Genomic DNA, 20,845 nt, shown 5'->3' on the forward strand with positions numbered 1-20,845 from the left:
GCCAGATCTATCCCTGAACGTCGGACTGATAGAGCGCATGCGCGCAGAAACAGATGGTATTTCTTGAAAAGCTGTGCTCCGTGCAGCTTCTCAAAAAATACCTGTGAAACTCAGAAATCTCATCGAGCGGTAGCCATGCTCCGGAAGTACAGTGACCGCTCGATAGACAGGATTAGCTTTTAGCTCGGCCTAGCAAATACCTGAGTCCAGTAGGTATTGGGGTTGACGCTACCAGTATCGTTGGCCAGGAAGTAATACCCCAAACCGATCTCGGTGACATTGGGATCAAGCATATTAGCCCGATGCCCATCGCTACCAATCCATCCCTGGACCACGTCTTGTGGCGTGCGTTGTCCAGCAGCTATATTTTCAGCCACCGCCGACCATTGATAACCTGTTGCACTCACACGATCCTCTGGTTCTGAACCGTCTAACCCTACATGGTTAAAAAAGTCTTGCAGCGCCATTTTTTGGCTGTGCCCCTGGGCGGCAGAACCCAGACGAGCATTGTAGGTCAGTGCTGGTAAGCCATTCTGTTGGCGAAACTGATTCGTCAAATTCAGCACTTCGCTCAAAAAAGTACTCATAGCACGGGTGGTCAGACGATAGCTGGAATCACCGTTGGACCGTACTACCCGCAGAAAGTAGGTACCTGCTGACACAACCACTGGGAAATTTGTAGCCGTGTTGTTGAGCGATCGCGCCTGCCGCACGATTTCCCCAGCATCTAGACGACCATTGCCATTGCCGTCTCGGATGACCTGCACTAAAGCCCCTGCCCCGGATGCCCGGAGGCCAACCGTTAAGCGGCTTCGGCTATTAAAGCTCATCCGGTAATAATCGTTGGTATCTGTTGAGCCGACCCACTCATTCACAGCGGTGGCGGTTTGCCCAACCGTTAGACGGCGTGACTGCGCCATCGTGTTGCCAACGGTGTCGATTGCCATAGCGGTTCCTCCGGTGAAAGAGTATTACGCCTCCAGTAAAGGAAAGGCGATCGCCCCCTGTCACCCCAACGATTACCGAGGTAATCGCTGATTCTCTAATGCCTTAAATCAATTTCCTGAAAATCACCGAAGGCATTCGAGTCAACCACACACTGATCCGAAAAACTTCGCACATCTGAGAGCCTTTTTATTAAAGCAGCAACCATACATTTACATAGGAATTTAAGCCATCAAGATTTTGTACACGTATTTTCTTGGATAATCCACAACCCGAACTGAAGTGAAAAACCTGAGTTCGGGTTATGGGCGTTTTCGAGTACCGCGCGTTGCGCAGCACTCGAAAACGGGCACGTCAGATTATCCCGAACTGAGGTTAAAACATCTTGAGTTGCGAAACATCTTTACGGAAGTACTTCGCGGCCTAATAGGCCAGATTAACCCCGAAGCCCAGTGGCACAAGCTATCATCTGTATCCTGTGCAAGCCCTGCTGATCAAGTAACAGCTCCATACAGCGCTGCTGAAATGTCTATCCCGGCCTGTTGTTGCTGCCAAACCCAGAATTGATCTCCATAGGAAAAATGCCACCACTCATGGGGATGGGAGCAGAAACCCGCCTCAACCATCACCTTGCACAACCATTGGCGATATTGATGATACTGGGCCCCTTGAGCATCGTATTCCGGGCTATTTGGATCTGCCACGCCTGCAAAGTGATCTGGATAAGAACGCGGTGACATCTCGTCAATGGGGGAGCCCATATCTATTTCAGTGCCATTCTCGTCCGCTAGAGTGACGTCGATCGCAGCCCCGGTACTATGAGGCGGTGGTGTCGCTGGGTTCAGACTAGGAACTGCCCAAAATTGATGTACTTGCTCCCAGAACGCCTGCTGCTGAGCTTCGGTGAGGGTATCCGGGGTGAGGTTCTGGGAGCGGAGTAAGTCTGCAAACGTGTAATCCACCATGTACTGCTGAACAGCAATGGGGCGGTAGGCATCAAAAATAAGAATGCGCCATCCCGGCTTCATTCCTTGCAGCATCTCCTGTGCCTGCAACAGTCGTGTGAGCACGCCTTGGCGTAAGGAATAGGGCGATCGCTCCCCATAGGGTGCCCCCACAGCTGCATAGGGATGCTTGTCCGGTATGACAAAGCGATCAGGGAGAATGGGCACCAGGGGTTCGCCACATTCAGTAATAGGAATCGATTGATAAGGTTTCATAGAAATTCAGGCAAGCGAGCAGAAGTAGAGGTAACCGGGAGGAAAAGACTAAAACAGGAATGGGTGAGGCGTTTACCACCACATCTTCTACAAAACCGTTTCAAACACCTCAATCAACCGATCTACTTCTTCCAGAGTGTTGTAATGCACCATGCTGACCCGCACCACGCCATTCTGGGCCGTAAATCCCAAATCATCCATGAGGCGGCGAGCATAAAAATCGCCGTAGCGAATGCCAATGTGATGGGGATCGACTTGAGAAGGAATAGTGCTGCTGTCTACGCCATCCACCACAAAGGAAATCGTGGGAACGCGCAGTTCACGGTTAGCGGTAGGATGGCCGATGATACGAACATGCGGCTTTTGAGCCAGATAGCTGAGGAGGCGATCGCCCAACACCTCTTCATACTGAGCAATTCGCTCAAACGCCTGCACCATCTGCGTGCGCAAATCAGAAGCTGCTTTATCGCCTTCGTGGTGCTGGGCCACAGCACTCAGGTAATCGCAAAGGCCAAGCATACTGTAGCTCAGCTCAAAATTCACATTTCCTGGTTGAAACTTGTAGGGCGTCTGTTCACCATCAATAAAGAAATGGTTGATGCCGGGCATCTTCACCAGGTGTTCTCGCTTGCCATACATCACGGCATAGTGAGGCCCATAGACTTTGTAAAAGCTAAAGACGTAGAAATCTACATCAAGCGCCTGTACATCCACTAGGCGGTGAGGGGCATAGGCCACACCATCAACGCAAATTAGCGCTCCGTGGGCATGAACCAGGTCAGCGATCGCCCGCACTGGATTCAGCGTTCCCAAAATATTCGATGCATGAGTAACCGCGACCAGACGGGTACGAGGCGTCATTAAGGCTTCTAGATCCGCCAGGTCAAATTGCAGCGTATCCGGGCGAATCTTCCAAACGTTAATTTTGACACCCCGTTTCTGTAAATCCAACCAACAACCAATATTGGCTTCATGGTCGCAGTTGGTGACAACCACCTCATCCCCCGGCTCAAAGGTATGCCCTAAGCTCAGGGAAAGAATTCGCAGCAACAAGCTAGTGGAACTACCCATCACCACTTCGCTGGGATGGGTAGCATTTACCAGGGTCGCGATCCCCTGAGCGGCCTTAGCAACCCGTTCCGTTGCTTGTTGCGAGACAGCATAGGAGGCACCCAACTGCACATTCGAAGTCAGCAGGTATTCACTTAAGCGATCGACGACTCCCTGCAAAGTTTGGGAACCACCGGCGTTGTCAAAGAATATCCAATCCCCTGCCAAAGATGGGAAGTGGGAACGAACAAAATCCAGTTGTAGAGGGGCAGTCATGACTTGATGTCGGCACGGCAAGGTCAATCTAGCATGTCTGCTAAAACAATTGGATTAGCACTACAGCACCCGCTCCACATCAACCCAATGGACTCGCACAAAATGGACAGGTTGGCCCCAGCGATCGCTCTCGGCCACAATTTCATCCACCATCAAATTGAAGGGAATAGCCGTGGTCACAAACTGCTGAGCTAGCTTTCCGGCATCTGGAGCAAGGCTGGAAGCCGCGATCGCCGCCATGCCAAACCCCAGAACCTGACCAATTGGGTCTTTGGGCAGGAACAGGTTGATGCCAGCTCCCAATCCCAGGGTTAGCAGCATTGTCACAGAAAGATTTGTCCCACATCGGGGATGAACAGCCAGTTGCCAATCTCCACTCACCAGACGCTGTTGTGCCCGTAGCACTGCCTGCCGGAGTTCAGCCACATCGACGGGGCCATAGAGATGGAAACCGCGATCGCCTGACATACCACTTACCTGCTCAACCCGCCGTTTCGATTGAGGCGTCTGAGCCATTTCTTCAAGCATCCAGACTGTAGCGTGCTCTAGCGCATGAACCTGACGTACTATCAGTAATTCTTTCAATCCAGGTAGAAAACCGAATTGCTGTAGAGTTTCGGTATCTTGAGCCGCATGGGGAACAAAAGCAGGATACGGGATAGACGGTTGAAACAAGCGTTCAGAAGCAGCAGTCATAAGTGCCCATCCTGGGGACAAAAGAGATGTCCTCTCAATCTAAAAGAAACAGCCAAACAGTGTTTCTCGTTGACACAAAGCTTCAACTCTTCTAATCTGTCAATTTCTTTGTGGAGTCTTCGACCTAATATCCAGTCTGGTTGAATTCGCACAAATCAACTTTGTGAGATGAGCATTTTGCAACAGAATAGCCGTCGAGTACGAGTATTTCATTACAGCAGCTCTGAGTTTCAAGCCTGGTAGCTCGAGTCCTACGGGTGCAGGCTCCCAGGCATGAAGTTCCGAAACAGCCCACCTTTGGTGGGTTGTTTCGGAACTTCATGCCAAAAAAGAAGTGCTGATTTCACTACACCGATTTGACAGATCGGTAGCCGATTACAGCGCTTTGCGCTTGAATCAGCCACGGTTGTTTTTGTGAGAGCCGCGCTCCGCGCGGCTCTCACAAAAACAACTAAGTTTTAAGCGCTTGAAAAGCGCTGTAATAAAAAAAGCAGGCAGAGACAGCTCCACCCGCTTCTTTTACAAATCAACAATTTGAGGATGTGTTTTAAGGCTACCTGGAAGGTTTTTCTCGTACGTAAAGCGCACTCAAAACAACCTTTAAAGCAAGCCCTAGTTGATAGGTACTGAAGGCAATGGTAGTGAAGCGGTTGTATTTGCACCAGCTGCAGGCGCCGCACCGCCTCCTACAGCAGTTCGAACCTCTACACCAACCTGCTCCAATACAACAATGGGTTCTGTCCCCATCTCAATCCGTTTCACCAGAACCTCGCCATTAGAAAGGCGTTGGCCTACCCGTACATAGCGGCTGGTCGGCTCGTTGGGAGCTTGCACAATAGCGTGGGGAACATTCCCAACCTGCACAACCCCAAGCACCTGTACAGCCCGAGCCAACGTCGGCTGAGGGGGTGGCGGTGGCAAGTTAGGGGCGGCTCGTAACGAACCCGAACCTGAGCTTGAGCCCGCAGAGTTGCGACCCGATGATCCATTGCTGCCAACCAGATCAGGGATAGGAGCCAACTGGCGACGGTCTAAGGAACGAGATCCAGGCTGAGCAGCACGTCCTGGAGTTGGAGTTCCTCCTGAAGCCCTCTGAGGCGCTTGGCGAGTTAGAGGGGCAGGCGCATTATTGCTACTCAGAGGAGCAGGCGCACTATTGCCGCCCCCACTCCTACCGCCACCTCCAGGTTGCTCAATAGGCTGCACCCGAGCTTGTACCGTCACCGAGCGGAAGGGGTCGGCTCGGTTTGATTGAATCTGCTGTAACCGTTGGTTAGGGTTGGTCGATTCAATCAATTCTGAGGGTAGGGTACCAGGTGGCGGTGGCACGGGGATCGACTGCCCGTTAGCAGCAGCAGGGCTTGCCCCTCCGGGTGGCGGCGGCGTTGTTTGGCCCGCGGCTGGTGAGGCAGGCACATTAGCCGGTGCAATTGCGACATCTGGCGATGGGCTTTGGGCAACAGGCTCAGAGTCTCCTCCACAAGACGTTGTCCCAAACGTCAGTAAAGCTAGTAAGGTAATCCATGTAATTCGGCGCATAGCCCCTCTCCCACAAGAGTTGTTGAAAAAACGCAACACTCACCAAGAATCGGTCGTCTCTTAAAGATAATTCAGATTCTTGATTTCAATCCTAGCTCTGGACTCGGTTGATCAACGACTTGTTTCAGTTTTTGTCATGGCAATTCTCAAAAATCTTTAAACCTGCCCTCTACTGCTGCCCCACCGGCAGGGAGAAAGGAAATGTGGCCACGGGTTCACCATCACTCACAGTGCCTTCAAAGGTGCGCGTTGTACCTTGCACCAGTACTCGTAACGAGAATGAGATTGGCTCGGTCGAGGATTCACACCGGGTAAATAGGTTAACTGCCACCGTGTATTGCCCTTGAGGAGCTCCACCGGTCGGCCAGAAAATATTTTCAATCGGGCTCCCGTTTTGTTCACCACATCCAGCATTGGCATCTACGTCTAGTTGGCCACCCGACCCAATAGATGGATTGTAGTACGCTACAACGTCACCAGCCGGATCTGTCACAGCAAGGTCTAAATCATCCACCGTTGTCCAGCGCAACGTAACCTGAATATCGCCCGTCCCCAGGGGCTGCCCTGATGGTCCTGTCTCAGTCGACGCCGCAGTAACAGGGGGAGCAAACGGCGTGGCCGTAGGACAAAACTCCCCAAGGTCAATGAGACGTCCAGACTGATTGATCATGAAGCACCCTTGACGCTCTTGGGCGATCGCGGGTGCAATGCGATCGGATGCAAGGGGCAAAAGAACAGTTGCGGAGACAAGAGCAAGGCGAATGAATTTCCACATATAACAGGTTACCTGTGCGTTCAAGGTGCTTCGGCGGATGGGGAAGGCTGTGCGCCATCCTCTACATGAGTCTTCAGTCACTCAAACCGCTACTGCTTTAGTGTGCCCAGAAGAGGAAAGTGGACAAGCAGGAGAGAAGTTTTCTTGGAGCAATAAAGTGGTAGAAGAAGGCAGATTAAAAGATCGAGCCCATTAATCCCTGGAATGCAGGAATTTTAGCTAATTTTCCAGGATAATCTGGCTTTTTTTAACGCTGATGGGTTGGACTGAGCAGGGTGTTTTGGAGCGGTTTTTACCTCAAAACCCCCTCTTTGTCATACTGTTTTCATATAAAGCCGCGTCCAACCAAAGATAGTTAGCTTCTGTTGCTAGAGACTCGCGCAATCTACATGCCTAAGGGTACCTGGAACCAGTTCAGTACCGTGAAAGCCAACCCATTCGAGAACGATCACACCTACACACCCATAGCGTCGCAAGCAATATTTTCAGCAGAAAAATGATTCATTCAAGAGACATCAGTCTAAAATTTGAGAAATTCGAAGAATCTTATCCGTTTTTTGAATGATCAAGACGCTCCTATAATCGCCTTCCATTAGATTTTCTACTTATGTTTTGTGTTTATCGTGCGTGATCAGAAGTTGAGGAGTTTGAACAGCATGAAATGTCTTCGCCTGAGCGACATCAGATTCGATTCCTTGGGAGCGATCGCCCTGGGTGCCCTGGCCGCCTGCATCAGTTGGAATATCGCGACCCCTACGGCCCAAGCTCAGGCCGCCTATGGTAGCTACATTGGAATTGGGGGGTCTATCGGCCTGACCGGTGGGAACGAAAATGAAGACAGTTCATCGGGTGGCGTTGTTGCTGTTCGCTATCGCTTCCTGGAAGTCCCTATTTCAGTACGGGGGCAATTATTGATCAGTGACGGCACGACATTTGTGCCGACAGTTTCCTATGACATTCCTATTACCTGGGATATCGATGGCTATCTTGGAGCCGGAGTAGCCCTGCCGTTTAGCGGTGATGACGATTACTCACCTGTTGGCAACCAAACAGCCTTCGTTCTTCAACCGGGTGTAGATTGGACCCTTCCGGACAGCGACCTGGTTGTCTTTGGCAATGCCATCATTGCTTTCGATGCTTACGAAGAGTCAGGAGACACAGCTGCTTCCGTCCAGGCAGGCGTTGGTTTGCAATTCTAGCCCTTCAAAGGGGCAGGAATAGACGCTCTATCCTGTATGGAGAAGAGTATGCCTATCCCCTCGTATATAGAATGCGTAGCTTAGCTCTGCAAATGGTAAGCTACGCACTGTTTTAGTTCTGGGATTGCAAATGGTTTCGTGATGTAATCATTGCCCCCGCACCCCAAAGCCTTCATGCGAGCTCCATGTTGCGTTGAAGCCGTCACAAAAATAACTGGTGTGTTGCGCGTTTCAGGTTGCTTCTTAAGGTGTTGGCACACAACATACCCATTCAGCCCTGGCATACAAATATCCAGCAGAATCAAATCTGGAGAAGCCAGCTGAGCGATTTTCAAACCCGAAGCGCCATCTATTGCTTCATAGATGTCGTACTTCTCACGCCGCAGAATTTCAGCCAGGAGCTTACGGCTAATGGCTGTATCATCTACGATTAAAATTTTTGCATTTACTCTCTGCTCTTGCCCCTGATTCATGACCTCGTCCGTAGAGATGGCAAAGAGCGACGATTAACCCTACCCCATATGCTGAGATTCACTCTCAAACGATTGGGTAACAGCTTCAGGAATACAGCTTTCCCAGCAAGAAAATATACTTGTAAGCGTAAAAGTAGCAGACTCTAAATTAAATCTGTACCTGCTAGGCCATCTCCTTATATCCCTTAGCTTGGCAAAAAACTCTATCGAGAATTTACCGAACTCGGGCATCGGTCTTTTCTCGCTTTCCATGGAGTTCCACAGTGCGATCGCCGAAAGTATAGTCTCATACCCCTTCACAAGGGCATCAACCAGGCTTGCGCCGGGTTTCCCCCATATCCATCAAGCAAAAAAAGGAGCCTTCCGAAAAAGGCTCCTACTTATGCAAAGCACACAACTCAAGCTTGTGAGAATTAGCGGATGTATTCTTTCAGAACACTATTCCGGTTCGGATGACGGAGTTTCCGAAGTGCCTTCGCCTCGATTTGGCGAATACGCTCACGGGTTACATTGAAGATTTGACCAATCTCTTCGAGCGTTTTCATACGGCCATCATCCAGGCCGTAGCGCAGGCGCAGCACGTCACGCTCGCGAGGGCTCAAAGTGCTGAGTACGGTTTCTAAATCTTCCCGCAACAGATTCTTCGATACCTGATCTTCAGGGGTTTCACCATCGGATTCGATGAAGTCGCCCAAACGAGAATCTTCTTCTTTACCAATTGGGGTTTCAAGGGAGATGGGAAGTTGAGCCGATTTAGCAATGAATCGCAGCTTTTCGATGGTCATTTCCATACGAGTGGCGATTTCTTCCTCGGTCGGCTTCCGGCCCATTTCCTGAGACAGCAGTTTGGTCGTCTTCTTGATGCGGGAAATGGTCTCGTAAAGGTGAACCGGAAGGCGAATGGTACGAGACTGGTCAGCGATCGCCCGAGTAATAGCCTGACGAATCCACCAGGTAGCGTAAGTTGAAAACTTGTACCCTTTCTCGTGGTCAAACTTTTCGGCGGCGCGAATCAGGCCCAGACTCCCCTCCTGAATCAAATCCTGGAAAGACAAGCCACGGTTCATGTACTTCTTCGCGATGGATACCACCAGTCGCAAGTTAGACTGAACCATCTTGTCTTTTGCACGGCGACCTACAAACAAGCGACGACGGAAGGCCGGCAGCGCCATATCAACAGCCTCTGCCCACTCGGTGTCGTTTGGCTCCCGGTCGAGCTTGCCCATCAGTTTTTCGCGTACCCGCTCTAATTCCAGCAGGTCAGCAATTTTCCGAGCCAGTTCAATTTCTTCATCGGCTCGCAGAAGGCGAATTCGTCCAATCTCCTGGAGATAGAGGCGGATGGAATCTTCGGTGTAATGCTTTTTCTTGGTCTGCGCCCGCCGCCGTGAGGTACGACCTTTTACCGGCTTATCGTCGTCGTCTGCATCCGCTTGGAAGTCAAAACCATCGTCCCGATCCTCATCTGCATCCGCGAGGTCAAAATCTGCCTCTACAGGGTCAAGGGTCTCGAGTACGTCGTTTGCCTGGGTCATGCCGTGCTCCTCATGCTCCTTCAAATAACAGTGCAAGATTCAGCAATTCGTGGAATTACAGAATCTTTGGGGTGAATTTAGAGAACCAAGCCAGCCATTGTGATCCACAGCCCAGTGGGCATGGGACATCCGGTGCAGACGGGTGGCCTCGGAGACAAAAGTCTCCATTTAGGAAGGGGTCAGGTTTATGGGTTGTGTATGAAAATGTTCTCAGTTAAGTCTGAGATCAATCCTGATTGTAGCTTTTCCCTTTTGAATTGCATCTTCATTGCCCCAGCTGACTGACTGTTAAGAAATGAAAAAGCAATTGGGTATTTACAACCAGATCAATACTGTAGCCATACTTTTTCAAAATCGCCAATTGGTTTGCGAGAAATCCTTAAATCTTTTTCCTGAAATCAGGTAATGTCGCCGCTGAGATGCTTTAGGTGAGAAACTCAACCAGGCTGACCTGTGTTTGTTAGGGATTTCTTGTCCTTGGCTATCTATAAGGTAGCTGCTCTCCGGAATTATGGGGGGTCGATGGATGGCTGATACTCTATCCGCCATTATGCGGAACTTAACATTTTGTTTATAAATTTCCGTTACCTTGACCCTACCTTAAAGCTCTAGAACTCCCAGCAACACTGTATTTTCTGCTTACTCAGGATGAAGTATGGATGGCGCATGATGGGTGTTACCCATCATGCGCCATCCATGTCTCCGTAAATGGAGTAAAAAACCCCAAATACAGCTGGGGTGAGGCGCTTTGCACTAGCCAGCAAAGCATATTTATCTTTTCTACTTATCTAAGAGAATGTTGATATAACTCTTGGCTATCTAAAGTGAAGCTTTGCCCTTTCTTCCCAAGCTTCATGAAGAAGGCGATCGCTAACTTATCGGCAGAATTTGAATGGATTCTCCGGCTTTCACAGAAACTTGCCCTGCAGGAAGTACCGCCAAAGCATTCGTCTGAGCCAGGTTGATTAAATTCCCTGAACTATGACTACCTCCTGCTGGGATAAAGGTATAGCCAACCTCCGTTATTGTCAGGCGGCCCCATAAATAAGCTTCTCGTCTGCTGTCTCCATTGAGTTCTTGCTGCGATCGCCCCCACACAAAGCTAGGCCGGTACCCTTCAGCCTGTCCAGCCATTTTTGCTAAAGCTGGTCGCACAAATCGCCAGAAGGTTACCAGAGCCGATACAGGATTGCCAGGAAGCCCAAAGTATAAAGAAGCGGCTCGATCTTCCTCGAAGGTGGCGACAGTCAACGGTTTACCCGGTCGGATTGCTACCTGACGGATGTGAAGGGTACCACCCAGTTCTTGCAAAATTTGTTCGACATAGTCGTAGTCCCCCACGGAGACCCCCCCCGAGGAAATGACGACATCAGCCTGCATACAAGCATTTTTAATCGCCTGACGCAAAGCTTCGGGGTCGTCAGCCACAATGCCAAGAGGCAGGGGGATGGCTCCAGCTTGAGCGATCGCCGCGGCTAATGCATATTGATTAGAATCCACAATTTGCCCGGGCTGAAGAGGTTGGTTCGGCAGAACTAGTTCATCTCCAGTGGAGAGTATCGCGACTCGCAATCGCCGATAAACCGATAGCTGAGGGCATTGAGCAGCTGCCAGTACGGCAATTTCGGGTGGATTTAGCACCGTTCCTGGAGACAGCAACAGCTCACCTGCCCGATGAAACTCTGCTTTGTGGCGGACAAATTGCTGCGGTTTGGGGGCCGACAAGATATGAACATCATCCCCTTCTCGCCGGGTAACTTCTTGCATGACAACCGTATCAGCCCCAGCAGGCATCATCGCTCCGGTCAAAATGCGCGCCGCCTCACCCGGTTGAACCATTCTCTGGGGAGCCACTCCAGCAGGGATCTCCTCGACAACACGGAGAATTGCAGGCTGCTCAGAGCCACAGTCGGCAACATCAGCAAAACGTACAGCATACCCATCCATCGCTGAGTTATCCCAGTGGGGAAAGTCAAGGGGGCTGAGGATTGGTTGGCTGAGAATTCGTCCCAGCCCCTGAAGAAGATCTATCGATTCAGAATCTTGGGTCGCAGTGAGGGGACGAACGAGCTGCAGAATCAGGTCTTCAGCTTCAACAACAGGGAGCATAGGCAGGCCAGGAGATCAGCATTAACGTCTCAAATGCCTTCTTATAGTCGAACCAATTGAGTTAGGAAACAAGGGAGGAGCGTTCTCCTCAACATCAAGGTTGGTGACTCGGGTCTGTTTTCGGGATAGACGACCCATGTTCTAATTATCTGCAAACAAATCCTACTGGGCGATCGCTATATCATGGAAGCAGGCGATCGCCCGTAGCCTTACCCTTCAGCGCTACATTTTGGAGCCCGGCTATGACCCGACTTCCTCCTACCCAACGCCCTGTTCCGGTACCCCTATGGCGCCGGGGCGCAGCCCTGGGTATTGATGCCCTGGGAGTTGGCTTAATCAGCAGCTTTATGGGCGTGGGATGGGCTCAGCTATTCGTCTTTGGAGTGGGTTGGCTGGGGATGCGGGTGGTACTGGTATCACGTAACCGAGGCCAGAGCCTGGGACGATGGGCGATGGATATGCGGATTCTGGATGGTGGTCGAGGAGGAACTCCGACGCTGCAAGATCTGACAAAACGGGAGCTAGGATTGGGGATCGTCACATTCTGGGCCTTCTGGGGCATAACACACCTGAGCCCGACAACCGCTTGGGCCCTGCTATTACTGATTCCTCTAGGAGGTGATGCCATCTTTGCGCTGAATGGTTCCGAGTGGGGTTTAACACTCCATGACCGCTTCGCCCGCACTTTTATTGTTGAAAGCCGGCGCGGCTACTCTTTAGATATGAAAGTCCAAAAATTAGTTGCCGATCTGCGCAGTCGTATGAAAAAATAATAGTTTGTGTTTAATCTCAAGATGAGCCTTTAATTATGGCAGCCAAGGGCGTCCGTATCATCATTACGCTGGAATGCACCGAGTGTCGCACAAACCCCGATAAGCGATCGCCTGGGGTTTCGCGTTACACCACCACCAAGAACCGCCGGAATACTACCAACCGGCTGGAGTTAAACAAATTCTGCACCCACTGCAACAAGCACACGGTCCACAAGGAGATCAAGTAAATCTCCTGGTGAATCAATGTCCTGAGACGCCTTGTCGTCAAAGGGCCATTTTGTCCGTATTGATTCTTGAAGTCCTGACCGTACAGAGAAAAGCATCATGAGCTATTACCGTCGTCGAGTTTCCCCGATTAAGCCTTCTGAGCCCATCGATTACAAGGATGTGGATCTGCTGAAGAAGTTCATTACTGAGCGTGGCAAGATCCTTCCCCGCCGTATCACTGGGCTAACTGCTAAGCAGCAGCGTGATTTGACCCAATCCATCAAGCGGGCACGCCTTCTTGCGTTGCTACCCTTCGTCAACCGCGAAGGATAATTCAACACAGACGAATTCATCAGACCCAGATACCATAGAGAAATGTGTTGGCTGGGTCTGATTTTTTTGTTGCATTCCACTGGGGATCGCTACAAAGAACTTAGAAATTTCCATGCTCTTATCCCCTCAAGCAAGAGGCTGTAAAGGGATCAGTACGCATCAAATTGACAACTTACCTGAAAGAATTGGGATGGAGAAAGGGACGCTGGTTGAATTCCGAGTCAATGGCGATCGCCGCCTCGCGGTTATTGATCGGCCTGAAGGCAAGCGCGATTGGATTGCCATTGACCAGCGGGGCCAGGCTCACAAGCTTCATCCCCGAGAGATGACCTATACCGTTACGGGCAAGGGTTATGAACCTAAAGATATTCCAGGGTTCCTTGCCGAAATTGAGCCCTACTTAGACCCCTCGAGCCTGGAAGTAGCTTGGGAGCTCTTAGTAGAGGACGGTGAGGCAACAGACGCTACTGGAATGGCACTGTTGCTGTTTTCTGACCAAAGTGCGCCTCTATGTTATGCGGCGCATTGTCTGCTGTCAGACGACAAGTTGTTTTTTAAGCAGAAGGGCGATCGCTACGAACCCCGCCCGGTAACTCAGGTTGAAGAACTACGGCACCAAATAGCGGTGCAACAGCAGAAGCAGCACGAATGGCAAAGCTTCCTGGAACGGACTCAAGCTGCTCTGGCTGGGGAGTCTGTGGAATGGCAGAATAGCGATCGGTCGCGTTTGGAAACTCTGGAAAAATATGCCACCCTGGGAGAAGCAGCCAATAACCGAGCCGCGGCCATTGAAGTATTGACAGCTCTGGGACGAGGCGATACGGCACCAGCAGCCTTCCAGCTGCTGGTAGACCTGAAACTGTGGAAGCCTCATGAGAACCTCTTCCTCCGACGCAGCCAGATACCCACTCAATTTCCTAGCCGGGTTCTCGATACCGCTCAGAGCTACCTCACCATGCCTCCCCCTGATTCCTATCCCAATCGTCTGGATTTGACCCACCTGAAGGTCTATACCATTGACGATGCCAGCACCCGCGAAATCGATGACGGGCTTAGCCTGGAGTATCTGGAAGACGGTAAGCAACGGATTTGGATCCACATTGCTGACCCAACTCGATGGCTTACCCCTGGGGATGTACTGGATCAAGAAGCCCGCCGCCGCTGTACGACGCTGTACTTGCCGACGGGTATGATTTCGATGTTCCCCAGTGAGCTGGCGACAGGCCCCATGAGCCTGATTCAGGGAGAAGTTTGTTGCTCCCTTAGCTTTGCGGTGGTGCTGGAAGAAACGGGAGCTATCCACAGCTATGAAATCTATCCCACTCTGGTCAAGCCGACCTATCGCCTGACCTACGACGATGTGGATGAGATGATTGAGCTGGGTGTTATGGCTGAGCAGGAGTTACTGGGGCTGGATCAATGGGCACGAAAGCGGTATGAGTTTCGCCAAACTCAAGGGGCGATTACGATCCGGATGCCAGAGTCGTCCATTAAAGTTCTAGAAGACGAAGTTACGATTGATGTTCTGGAGGATTCTTCGGCCCGCCAACTGGTGGCAGAAATGATGATTCTGACCGGAGAAGTAGCAGGTCGCTACGGGCAGGAAAACCAGATCCCCTTACCGTTCCGAGGGCAACCTCAGCCAGAACTACCACCAGAGGAAGAGCTACTAGCACTGCCTTCTGGTCCTGTACGGGATTCTGCCATTCGCCGCTGCATGCCTCGTAGTGAAATGGGAATCACCCCCATTCGTCATGCCAGTTTGGGGTTGGATACCTATACTCAGGTAACGTCTCCCATTCGGCGTTATACAGATTTGCTGGCCCACTTCCAGATCAAGGCACATCTGCAGGGCAACAGCCTCCCCTTCTCCGAAGAGGAACTGAAAGAGACTCTCCAGTCGGTTAGCGCGGTGACCTACGAAGCAACAATGGTCGAGCGCCAGAGCAATCGGTATTGGGGCTTGGAATACCTGCGCCGCCATCAAGAGGAGATATGGCAATCGCTGATGCTCCGTTGGCTGCGGGAACACGAAGGGCTAGGGCTAATTTTGCTGGAGGACTTGGGGCTGGAATTAGCCATGCGGTTTGACCGAGCGATTTATCCAGGCGATCGCCTGGAAGTCAAAGTCAGCTACGTTGATCCTCGGCAGGATATCATTCACTTGACCGAAGTGCGGTCAGCCGTTACTCAAGGCGCTTAATCGCACAAAGGCTTTCCAAGCAAAAGGGATGGTGAGTCAGACTCACCATCCCTTTTGCTTGGAAAACCACACTCAAGCTATATCGTGACGTGCAACCGCGTTAAGTACAAAAACAGGGGTATAGGGCGCTTCACGGCCTACACCACTGTATTGAATCAACGGGCAAAGCGCTATAGAGACTGCCGATGAAGTGCCAGGAATGCTTCCTGAGCAGCAGCCTGTTCAGCCATTTTCTTCGACGAGCCAGTGCCACGTCCTCGGCATTGACCCGCAATCCACACTTCCGCAATGAAACGTTCAGCCTGAGTAGCTGAGTGAAAAACTTCAGTAATGTGGTAGTCCGGTAGGACTTGAAAATCTCGCTGGGTAAGTTCCTGGAGTGCCCCCTTGTAATTCATCAGAGCTGGATCGTTTTGAATGACTGAAACCATTTTTTGGAGATGAGGATCCAGCCAGATTGAAATTAGGCTTAACTTTGGCTCTGCTAAGTATAAAACCCCTAAAACAGCCTCTAACGCTTGAGCAATGCGGCTATCTCGTCCACTAACATCACCGAGAATGGCATTTCCCAGGAGCAGGTAGCGATCCAGGCCATAACGACCGCCAATCTGAGCAAGCATGCGATCGCTCACCAACACATCCCGCAAGACCGACATCTCTCCCTCGGTCGCAGTCGGCAGATGGTCATATAGAAAGCGGGAGACTGTGAGCTTCAGGGCTGCATCTCCCAAAAACTCTAAGCGTTCGTAATTACGGGCAGGATCAGCACTGGGGTGAGTCAGTGCTTGATCCAGCAAAAGCCAGTCAATTTTGGGTTGGGCGGTAAAGCCCAATTTGCGAATGAACTGTTGAAGTTGTGCTTCTCGATAGGGCGAACTGAACGCCATACCCCTTTATTCATCCTCAGCCATGATTTTTAGGCGAATGGTTCGGCAAAAACTACTGCCTGGTTCGCCCAATTGTATCTCCAGGGTATCGCCAGTCAGCGGTTCCAGGTAGGCAAGGAGCGATCGTAATTGAGGGGTACTGGAGCCACTGTCTAAATAAACCCGTTCGGAAAGGCTGTTGATTCGCTTCCAGGTGGTGAATAAGCGAGCGATCATCTGCTCCAACTGCGATGCCTGACTTACAAGATCGGCCGTCGCACTCAAGCAGCCAACCCGCAGCGCTTCCTCCAGGGCTTGCTCCAGGTCCATTCCCTCCCGATTGAGGGCTTGTACCTCCGTGGCAGCATTGATGTATTTCGCCAGGAATTTCGCCTCAGCGGTGGCTTGCTTAATAGTATCTACATCGGGATTTTCGGCAACCTCTCCCTTAAGTTGCTCCTGGTGGCTTTCGGGCAGCTTTTCGAGTTCTCGTACCAGAGGAGCCAGATAGCGGGTAGGAATGGTGTTGTTAGCGGCTTTCTCGCGAACCTCCTCGGGCAGCAGCTCAGAAGTCATGGCAGTCCACTCATCCGCTAGCTGGCGGACTTCGCGGCGGGTGATGCGATCGCCCTTTTGAGCCGCATCCCCGATCATTTTTTGCACCTCCGGGGCTGCCTGAGCCGTCTCGACAAAAGCCCGTTTGGTGAACTGATTCACGTCCTCCGGTTCCAGCACGCCTTCTGACAGCAACAAATCGGCACTTCCTGCCAGATCCATCAAGTTGTACGCGTGGCTCTTGCTAATTTCTCGTTCTTGCAGCCACTTGAGAAATCCTTGACCATTGCCTTCACCGCCCCGCTTTTCGCGATCGCGCACGGCCCGCAAAATTCGCCCGCGCCAGATGTCAGTTTGCAAGTCGAAGCGATCGCACACTTGCCAGGCCGTTTCGATCAACCGTTCAAACTCGGCTTGAGAAATATCTTCGTCTTCGGGGTCGGGCAACTGAAACGTTAAATCGACCAGTGTTCCGCTATTCATCACATCGGTGGTGAACCGCGTCGCTTCTACCATGCCACTAACCCAAGGAAACAGCCGAACTATTATCCCACGACCAGTAGAGCTGTTTATTTCTGTGTAGGAGGTTGGTTCTTTCCTGATCGGCAGCTATCAACCCACAGATGGGGTGAGTAGGAGACCCAGGAGAAACTTGAAAACGAGGCCCACTAGAATCGCAAACCCCACAACAATCCCGATGACGACTAACGTCATAAGGATAATAAACCAGCGATCGGCAGGGCGAGCACCTGTCGGATTCGCCAGATGTTTTTCTAGCAAAGCAACGTTACGGCTATTGGCTTTCCAGCCAAAATCAAACAAATCTCCAACAAAGGGAATCACACCGAGCACACTATCTGTTAATAAATTTGTGACCATCCGGATGAGAGTTTCACGGGGCAGCCGTAACTGTAATGCCTCCAGGACGATGTAAGCAGACAGAACGGCTCCAATGGTGTCACCACCACCGGGGATCAATCCGAGAAAAGGATCGAGACCAACCCGATAACGGGTACCAGGGACAGGAAGGGCATTGTCAAGCAGGTGGCTGATCGTACGAACCCGTTGAAGCGTCGAAGCGGATTTTGCTTCTCTAAGGTCGTGGTTGTCGCTCATGGCGGGAAATTGTCCTCAGTTTAATGACAGGTCGGTAACTCGTGACCTGAACTTGATAACATCTTTTAAGGTTTGTTAAACGCGGTTTATGGAAAACGTTCGGATCGACACGCTGCCAGATGACCTGTTTCTGGTGTCTTATCCTAAATCAGGAAACACCTGGCTCCGATACCTCTTTGGGCATTACCTCTCTGGTGAGGAAACTCCTAATATTTCCGAGATCATTCCAGACATTTATAAAAATCCGGCTGAACTGGCGGCATTGAAGGCCCCCCGATACATTAAAAGTCACGAACCCTACCGCCCAGAGTACCCCCGCGTCATCTATATTGTGCGAGACGGTCGGGATGTAGCCGTTTCCTACTACTTTCATATGCAGAGCCGGAAACGCATCCCCGACGGGATGTCTTTTAGAGACTACGTCAAAGCGTTTAATGCTGATCAGCTAGATCCGTTCTCTACGTGGAGCGACCATGTTCATTCCTGGCTGGACAACGCTCCCGAAAAATTCTTGCTGTTACGCTACGAAGATATGAAGGCAGATACGCAGACACAATTTCTGCGCTGTTTAGAATTTGCAGGGCTTCCTATCGATATGGAGCGGGTGAATTTCACGATCGAAGCCTGTGATTTTCAAAATTTGAAGAAGCGGGAGGAGGCCTGGTACAAGCAACAGGGAAAAACACCTTTACATCCCTTCTTCCGCAAAGGTACTTCTGGGCAGTGGCAAGACCGCTTTACCGATGAGATGCTAGAGACTTTTCTGGCTCGCCACGGTTCTGCTCTGGAGCGAATGGGTTACATTGAAGCGGCTCCTGCTCTTGAGAAGACCTATGAGCCCATGCGGCGGAATTTGGAGAAGGCGATCGGTCAACAGGACGGCAAATATCTGGCTCTCAAGCAAGAACTTGCACAGGAACTCGCTCAGGTACGTCAACAACTGGATCAGGCCCACAAAACGATCGCGGAGATGGAAGCCAGCAAGTTCTGGTCTATGCGTCAGGCATGGGTTCAATTAAAACATCGTCTGAGTAGCACGGCTGAGTAAAGCTACCGCAGAGGAAACACGCTTTATCAAAGCCATTTACGAGATTTCTCGGTTTGGTGAGGTACGAGAGATGATGTGGAACAAACTTCCACAACCATCTCTCGTACCTCACCAGATTGGGAAAGGCTATAAGCAATGCATACAGCAGAAAAAAGCACCCGATTGGGTGCTTTTTACAACTTAGATGAGATATTCGAGAGATACAAAATTACATGAGACCCAGTTGGGACAGAATGCCTTGCCCGGTAAGCAATTCGGTGGCAATTCCAATTACAAAGCCAAGCATAGCCAGACGACCGTTCCAGGTTTCAGCGAACTGAGTGAAACCAAACTTTGTTCCTTGATTTTCCATGGCTCAATAACCTCAGTACTTAGGTATCGGTTCTGTAATAGAACTTAACATAACTTTGGAGAAGGTGACAATGCCTTGGGCCTATACATCAGGGCTTACTCACATCCTGTACCTTACTGTCCTAAAAGCAGAACTCTGGGATTGCTTCCGCTTTGTACTGGCACTGCCGAGTTCTAGCTTTTAGGGCAAGATATGAAGTTAATGACCAGGATTGATGGATATGCAAGATAAGCAGGGGTTAGAAGCTGACCAGAGTCATCCATTGTTGTGCGATCGCATTGCTCAACACATCGCTGCACAGCCCCAAGGAAGAATTCCCTTTACAGAGTTTATGAATCTGGCCCTCTATGACCCAGAGTACGGATACTACGCTACCAACCGGGTCAACATTGGCAAAGAAGGAGATTTCTATACCGCTCCTCACCTAGGGTCCGACTTTGGTGAGTTGTTAGCCGAACAGTTTGCCGAGATGTGGCGGTTACTCGGTTTCCCCCAACCCTTCACCCTGGTAGAAATGGGAGCCGGACAAGGATTACTGGTGCGGGATGTGTTGCGGTATCTGCACCGCCACCATGATGCCTGCTTCGATGCGCTGGAGTACATTGTGGTGGAGGCTTCTCCTGCCCTGCGTCAACTCCAACAGCAACAAATGAGCAATCTGTTAGAGTTTGACCGCCTGCACTGGCGTACTTGGGATGAAATTCCACTTGACTCAGTCGTAGGATGTTTCTTCTCCAACGAGCTGGTCGATGCGTTTCCGGTGCATCGGATCATCCTGAAAGACGGAGCGTTGCAGGAAATTTTTGTCGTGAAGTCGGAGAAAGCTGAGGAGGGTGTTTTTGGAGAGGCGATCGCCCCCCTCTCCACCCCCGAGGTAGAAACTTATCTTCAGCTGAGTGGCATCTCCTTAACAACGCCCCCCTACCCCGATGGCTACAGCACTGAAGTTAACTTAGCTTCACTAGATTGGCTTACAACTGTAGCTCAAAGGCTGCGGCAAGGCTATGTGCTCACTATTGACTATGGGTATCCGGCTCAGCGTTTCTACCTTCCCAGCCGTCGTGCAGGAACACTTCAGTGCTATTTTCAGCATCACCACCACGACAATCCCTTCATCCACGTTGGTAGCCAGGATATTACAGCCCACGTCAACTTCACAGCTTTGGAAAAGCAAGGAGAGAAGTGTGGGCTAGAATCTCTTGGGTTTACACAACAGGGGCTATTTTTGATGGCATTAGGCATGGGCGATCGCATTGCCGAGTTATCCAACCGCAGTTTTAGTGAATCGTTTACCCTATCTGACCTTCTGGCACGGCGAGAAGCACTCCACGGATTAATTGACCCAATGGGATTGGGGAACTTCGGAGTTCTCTTACAAGGCAAAGGGCTGCAGGAGGAACAGCGAAAACTGCGCGGATTCCAAATCCCTTAAATGCATTCGCAGACTTGCACTTATTGCTGGTGTTACGTTAGTTAGGGCAGTCTGTTTTTGAAAAGCTTTGCGGAGCGCGGCTTTTCAAAAACAGACTGCCCGGTTCTGAGCGCTGTATCAATTCATAGAAAACGCGTTTCATG

General features: G+C 50.9%; 20 protein-coding genes. 7 read left to right on the plus strand and 13 right to left on the minus strand.

Features of this window, described 5'->3' with window-relative positions; genetic code table 11:
- Positions 1 to 179: 179 nt before the first annotated feature.
- The 6 genes from NDI52_RS10800 to NDI52_RS10825 all read right to left on the minus strand — a co-directional run bounded on the left by NDI52_RS10800 (position 180) and on the right by NDI52_RS10825 (position 6,501).
- The gene (locus NDI52_RS10800) at positions 180 to 947 is read right to left on the minus strand and encodes a CAP domain-containing protein (RefSeq protein ID WP_242035696.1); all 768 of its coding nucleotides are present in this window, start codon (positions 945 to 947) and stop codon (positions 180 to 182) included.
- A gap of 492 nt (positions 948 to 1,439) precedes the next feature.
- On the minus strand, positions 1,440 to 2,165 hold the full coding sequence (locus tag NDI52_RS10805; RefSeq protein WP_190789293.1) for a M15 family metallopeptidase: 726 nt from the start codon (positions 2,163 to 2,165) through the stop codon (positions 1,440 to 1,442).
- Between the two features lie 87 nt (positions 2,166 to 2,252).
- The gene (locus NDI52_RS10810; RefSeq protein WP_190771434.1) at positions 2,253 to 3,491 is read right to left on the minus strand and encodes a cysteine desulfurase-like protein; all 1,239 of its coding nucleotides are present in this window, start codon (positions 3,489 to 3,491) and stop codon (positions 2,253 to 2,255) included.
- 60 nt (positions 3,492 to 3,551) lie between these two features.
- Positions 3,552 to 4,187 (minus strand): DUF6391 domain-containing protein, encoded by a 636-nt coding sequence (locus NDI52_RS10815; protein WP_190771433.1) that lies wholly within the window; start codon positions 4,185 to 4,187, stop codon positions 3,552 to 3,554.
- A 612-nt stretch (positions 4,188 to 4,799) separates the two neighbouring features.
- Positions 4,800 to 5,726 carry a hypothetical protein gene (locus tag NDI52_RS10820; protein ID WP_190771432.1) on the minus strand — a complete coding sequence of 309 codons (927 nt, stop codon included), beginning with the start codon at positions 5,724 to 5,726 and terminating at the stop codon, positions 4,800 to 4,802.
- 169 nt (positions 5,727 to 5,895) lie between these two features.
- Positions 5,896 to 6,501, minus strand: coding sequence for a hypothetical protein (locus tag NDI52_RS10825; protein ID WP_190771431.1), 606 nt, complete (start codon positions 6,499 to 6,501; stop codon positions 5,896 to 5,898).
- A gap of 656 nt (positions 6,502 to 7,157) precedes the next feature.
- Between NDI52_RS10825 and NDI52_RS10830 the strand changes: the two genes are divergently transcribed.
- Complete coding sequence (locus NDI52_RS10830) at positions 7,158 to 7,700, plus strand: hypothetical protein (protein WP_190771430.1); 543 nt, start codon at positions 7,158 to 7,160, stop codon at positions 7,698 to 7,700.
- Between the two features lie 80 nt (positions 7,701 to 7,780).
- Here the strand turns inward: NDI52_RS10830 and NDI52_RS10835 are convergent, their stop codons facing one another.
- The 3 genes from NDI52_RS10835 to glp form a co-directional block, all read right to left on the minus strand.
- Complete coding sequence (locus NDI52_RS10835; RefSeq protein WP_190771429.1) at positions 7,781 to 8,173, minus strand: response regulator; 393 nt, start codon at positions 8,171 to 8,173, stop codon at positions 7,781 to 7,783.
- Between the two features lie 413 nt (positions 8,174 to 8,586).
- On the minus strand, positions 8,587 to 9,708 hold the full coding sequence (gene rpoD / locus NDI52_RS10840) for an RNA polymerase sigma factor RpoD (RefSeq protein WP_190771428.1): 1,122 nt from the start codon (positions 9,706 to 9,708) through the stop codon (positions 8,587 to 8,589).
- 870 nt (positions 9,709 to 10,578) lie between these two features.
- Positions 10,579 to 11,817 carry a gephyrin-like molybdotransferase Glp gene (gene glp, locus NDI52_RS10845; protein WP_190771427.1) on the minus strand — a complete coding sequence of 413 codons (1,239 nt, stop codon included), beginning with the start codon at positions 11,815 to 11,817 and terminating at the stop codon, positions 10,579 to 10,581.
- Between the two features lie 242 nt (positions 11,818 to 12,059).
- Here glp and NDI52_RS10850 point away from each other — a divergent pair, with 242 nt between their 5' ends.
- From NDI52_RS10850 to NDI52_RS10865, 4 genes are all read left to right on the plus strand, one after another.
- The gene (locus NDI52_RS10850; RefSeq protein ID WP_190771426.1) at positions 12,060 to 12,590 is read left to right on the plus strand and encodes an RDD family protein; all 531 of its coding nucleotides are present in this window, start codon (positions 12,060 to 12,062) and stop codon (positions 12,588 to 12,590) included.
- Between the two features lie 32 nt (positions 12,591 to 12,622).
- Complete coding sequence (gene rpmG, locus NDI52_RS10855; RefSeq protein ID WP_190771453.1) at positions 12,623 to 12,817, plus strand: 50S ribosomal protein L33; 195 nt, start codon at positions 12,623 to 12,625, stop codon at positions 12,815 to 12,817.
- 97 nt (positions 12,818 to 12,914) lie between these two features.
- The gene (gene rpsR, locus NDI52_RS10860) at positions 12,915 to 13,130 is read left to right on the plus strand and encodes a 30S ribosomal protein S18 (protein WP_190771425.1); all 216 of its coding nucleotides are present in this window, start codon (positions 12,915 to 12,917) and stop codon (positions 13,128 to 13,130) included.
- Positions 13,131 to 13,320: 190 nt separating this feature from the next.
- On the plus strand, positions 13,321 to 15,333 hold the full coding sequence (locus NDI52_RS10865; protein WP_190771424.1) for a ribonuclease R family protein: 2,013 nt from the start codon (positions 13,321 to 13,323) through the stop codon (positions 15,331 to 15,333).
- A 170-nt stretch (positions 15,334 to 15,503) separates the two neighbouring features.
- On the opposite strand, the gene rnc is transcribed toward NDI52_RS10865, so the two are convergent.
- The 3 genes from rnc to NDI52_RS10880 form a co-directional block, all read right to left on the minus strand.
- A complete protein-coding gene (gene rnc, locus NDI52_RS10870; RefSeq protein WP_190771423.1) occupies positions 15,504 to 16,220 on the minus strand; it encodes a ribonuclease III in 717 nt (238 codons plus the stop codon).
- Between the two features lie 6 nt (positions 16,221 to 16,226).
- Complete coding sequence (locus NDI52_RS10875) at positions 16,227 to 17,270, minus strand: hypothetical protein (RefSeq protein ID WP_199307706.1); 1,044 nt, start codon at positions 17,268 to 17,270, stop codon at positions 16,227 to 16,229.
- Between the two features lie 96 nt (positions 17,271 to 17,366).
- Entirely contained in the window at positions 17,367 to 17,870 is a 504-nt protein-coding gene (locus NDI52_RS10880) for a DUF4112 domain-containing protein (protein ID WP_190771422.1), read from the minus strand.
- A gap of 88 nt (positions 17,871 to 17,958) precedes the next feature.
- Here NDI52_RS10880 and NDI52_RS10885 point away from each other — a divergent pair, with 88 nt between their 5' ends.
- The gene (locus tag NDI52_RS10885) at positions 17,959 to 18,918 is read left to right on the plus strand and encodes a sulfotransferase domain-containing protein (protein ID WP_190771421.1); all 960 of its coding nucleotides are present in this window, start codon (positions 17,959 to 17,961) and stop codon (positions 18,916 to 18,918) included.
- 208 nt (positions 18,919 to 19,126) lie between these two features.
- Here NDI52_RS10885 and NDI52_RS10890 read toward each other — a convergent pair whose 3' ends face one another.
- Positions 19,127 to 19,270, minus strand: a complete 144-nt coding sequence (locus NDI52_RS10890) for a chlorophyll a/b-binding protein (RefSeq protein ID WP_190771420.1) — start codon at positions 19,268 to 19,270, stop codon at positions 19,127 to 19,129.
- 220 nt (positions 19,271 to 19,490) lie between these two features.
- Here NDI52_RS10890 and NDI52_RS10895 point away from each other — a divergent pair, with 220 nt between their 5' ends.
- Positions 19,491 to 20,702: a class I SAM-dependent methyltransferase gene (locus NDI52_RS10895; RefSeq protein ID WP_190771419.1), complete on the plus strand. Its 1,212-nt coding sequence runs from the start codon at positions 19,491 to 19,493 to the stop codon at positions 20,700 to 20,702.
- Positions 20,703 to 20,845 lie beyond the last annotated feature (143 nt).

Origin of the sequence: Leptolyngbya sp. PL-A3, from assembly GCF_039962325.1 — a bacterium.
Classification (GTDB): domain Bacteria; phylum Cyanobacteriota; class Cyanobacteriia; order Elainellales; family Elainellaceae; genus Vacuolonema.

What these genes read in the sequence shown, in the direction of transcription:
- NDI52_RS10850 (WP_190771426.1), top strand. Translation starts at nt 12,060, where the DNA reads ATGACCCGACTTCCTCCTACCCAACGCCCTGTTCCGGTACCCCTATGG.
- NDI52_RS10825 (WP_190771431.1), bottom strand. Translation starts at nt 6,501, where the DNA reads ATGTGGAAATTCATTCGCCTTGCTCTTGTCTCCGCAACTGTTCTTTTG.
- rpsR (WP_190771425.1), top strand. Translation starts at nt 12,915, where the DNA reads ATGAGCTATTACCGTCGTCGAGTTTCCCCGATTAAGCCTTCTGAGCCC.
- NDI52_RS10865 (WP_190771424.1), top strand. Translation starts at nt 13,321, where the DNA reads ATGGAGAAAGGGACGCTGGTTGAATTCCGAGTCAATGGCGATCGCCGC.
- NDI52_RS10885 (WP_190771421.1), top strand. Translation starts at nt 17,959, where the DNA reads ATGGAAAACGTTCGGATCGACACGCTGCCAGATGACCTGTTTCTGGTG.
- NDI52_RS10815 (WP_190771433.1), bottom strand. Translation starts at nt 4,187, where the DNA reads ATGACTGCTGCTTCTGAACGCTTGTTTCAACCGTCTATCCCGTATCCT.
- NDI52_RS10895 (WP_190771419.1), top strand. Translation starts at nt 19,491, where the DNA reads ATGCAAGATAAGCAGGGGTTAGAAGCTGACCAGAGTCATCCATTGTTG.
- NDI52_RS10800 (WP_242035696.1), bottom strand. Translation starts at nt 947, where the DNA reads ATGGCAATCGACACCGTTGGCAACACGATGGCGCAGTCACGCCGTCTA.
- NDI52_RS10810 (WP_190771434.1), bottom strand. Translation starts at nt 3,491, where the DNA reads ATGACTGCCCCTCTACAACTGGATTTTGTTCGTTCCCACTTCCCATCT.
- rnc (WP_190771423.1), bottom strand. Translation starts at nt 16,220, where the DNA reads ATGGCGTTCAGTTCGCCCTATCGAGAAGCACAACTTCAACAGTTCATT.
- rpoD (WP_190771428.1), bottom strand. Translation starts at nt 9,708, where the DNA reads ATGACCCAGGCAAACGACGTACTCGAGACCCTTGACCCTGTAGAGGCA.
- NDI52_RS10830 (WP_190771430.1), top strand. Translation starts at nt 7,158, where the DNA reads ATGAAATGTCTTCGCCTGAGCGACATCAGATTCGATTCCTTGGGAGCG.
- NDI52_RS10890 (WP_190771420.1), bottom strand. Translation starts at nt 19,270, where the DNA reads ATGGAAAATCAAGGAACAAAGTTTGGTTTCACTCAGTTCGCTGAAACC.
- glp (WP_190771427.1), bottom strand. Translation starts at nt 11,817, where the DNA reads ATGCTCCCTGTTGTTGAAGCTGAAGACCTGATTCTGCAGCTCGTTCGT.
- NDI52_RS10820 (WP_190771432.1), bottom strand. Translation starts at nt 5,726, where the DNA reads ATGCGCCGAATTACATGGATTACCTTACTAGCTTTACTGACGTTTGGG.
- NDI52_RS10875 (WP_199307706.1), bottom strand. Translation starts at nt 17,270, where the DNA reads ATGGTAGAAGCGACGCGGTTCACCACCGATGTGATGAATAGCGGAACA.
- NDI52_RS10880 (WP_190771422.1), bottom strand. Translation starts at nt 17,870, where the DNA reads ATGAGCGACAACCACGACCTTAGAGAAGCAAAATCCGCTTCGACGCTT.
- NDI52_RS10805 (WP_190789293.1), bottom strand. Translation starts at nt 2,165, where the DNA reads ATGAAACCTTATCAATCGATTCCTATTACTGAATGTGGCGAACCCCTG.
- NDI52_RS10835 (WP_190771429.1), bottom strand. Translation starts at nt 8,173, where the DNA reads ATGAATCAGGGGCAAGAGCAGAGAGTAAATGCAAAAATTTTAATCGTA.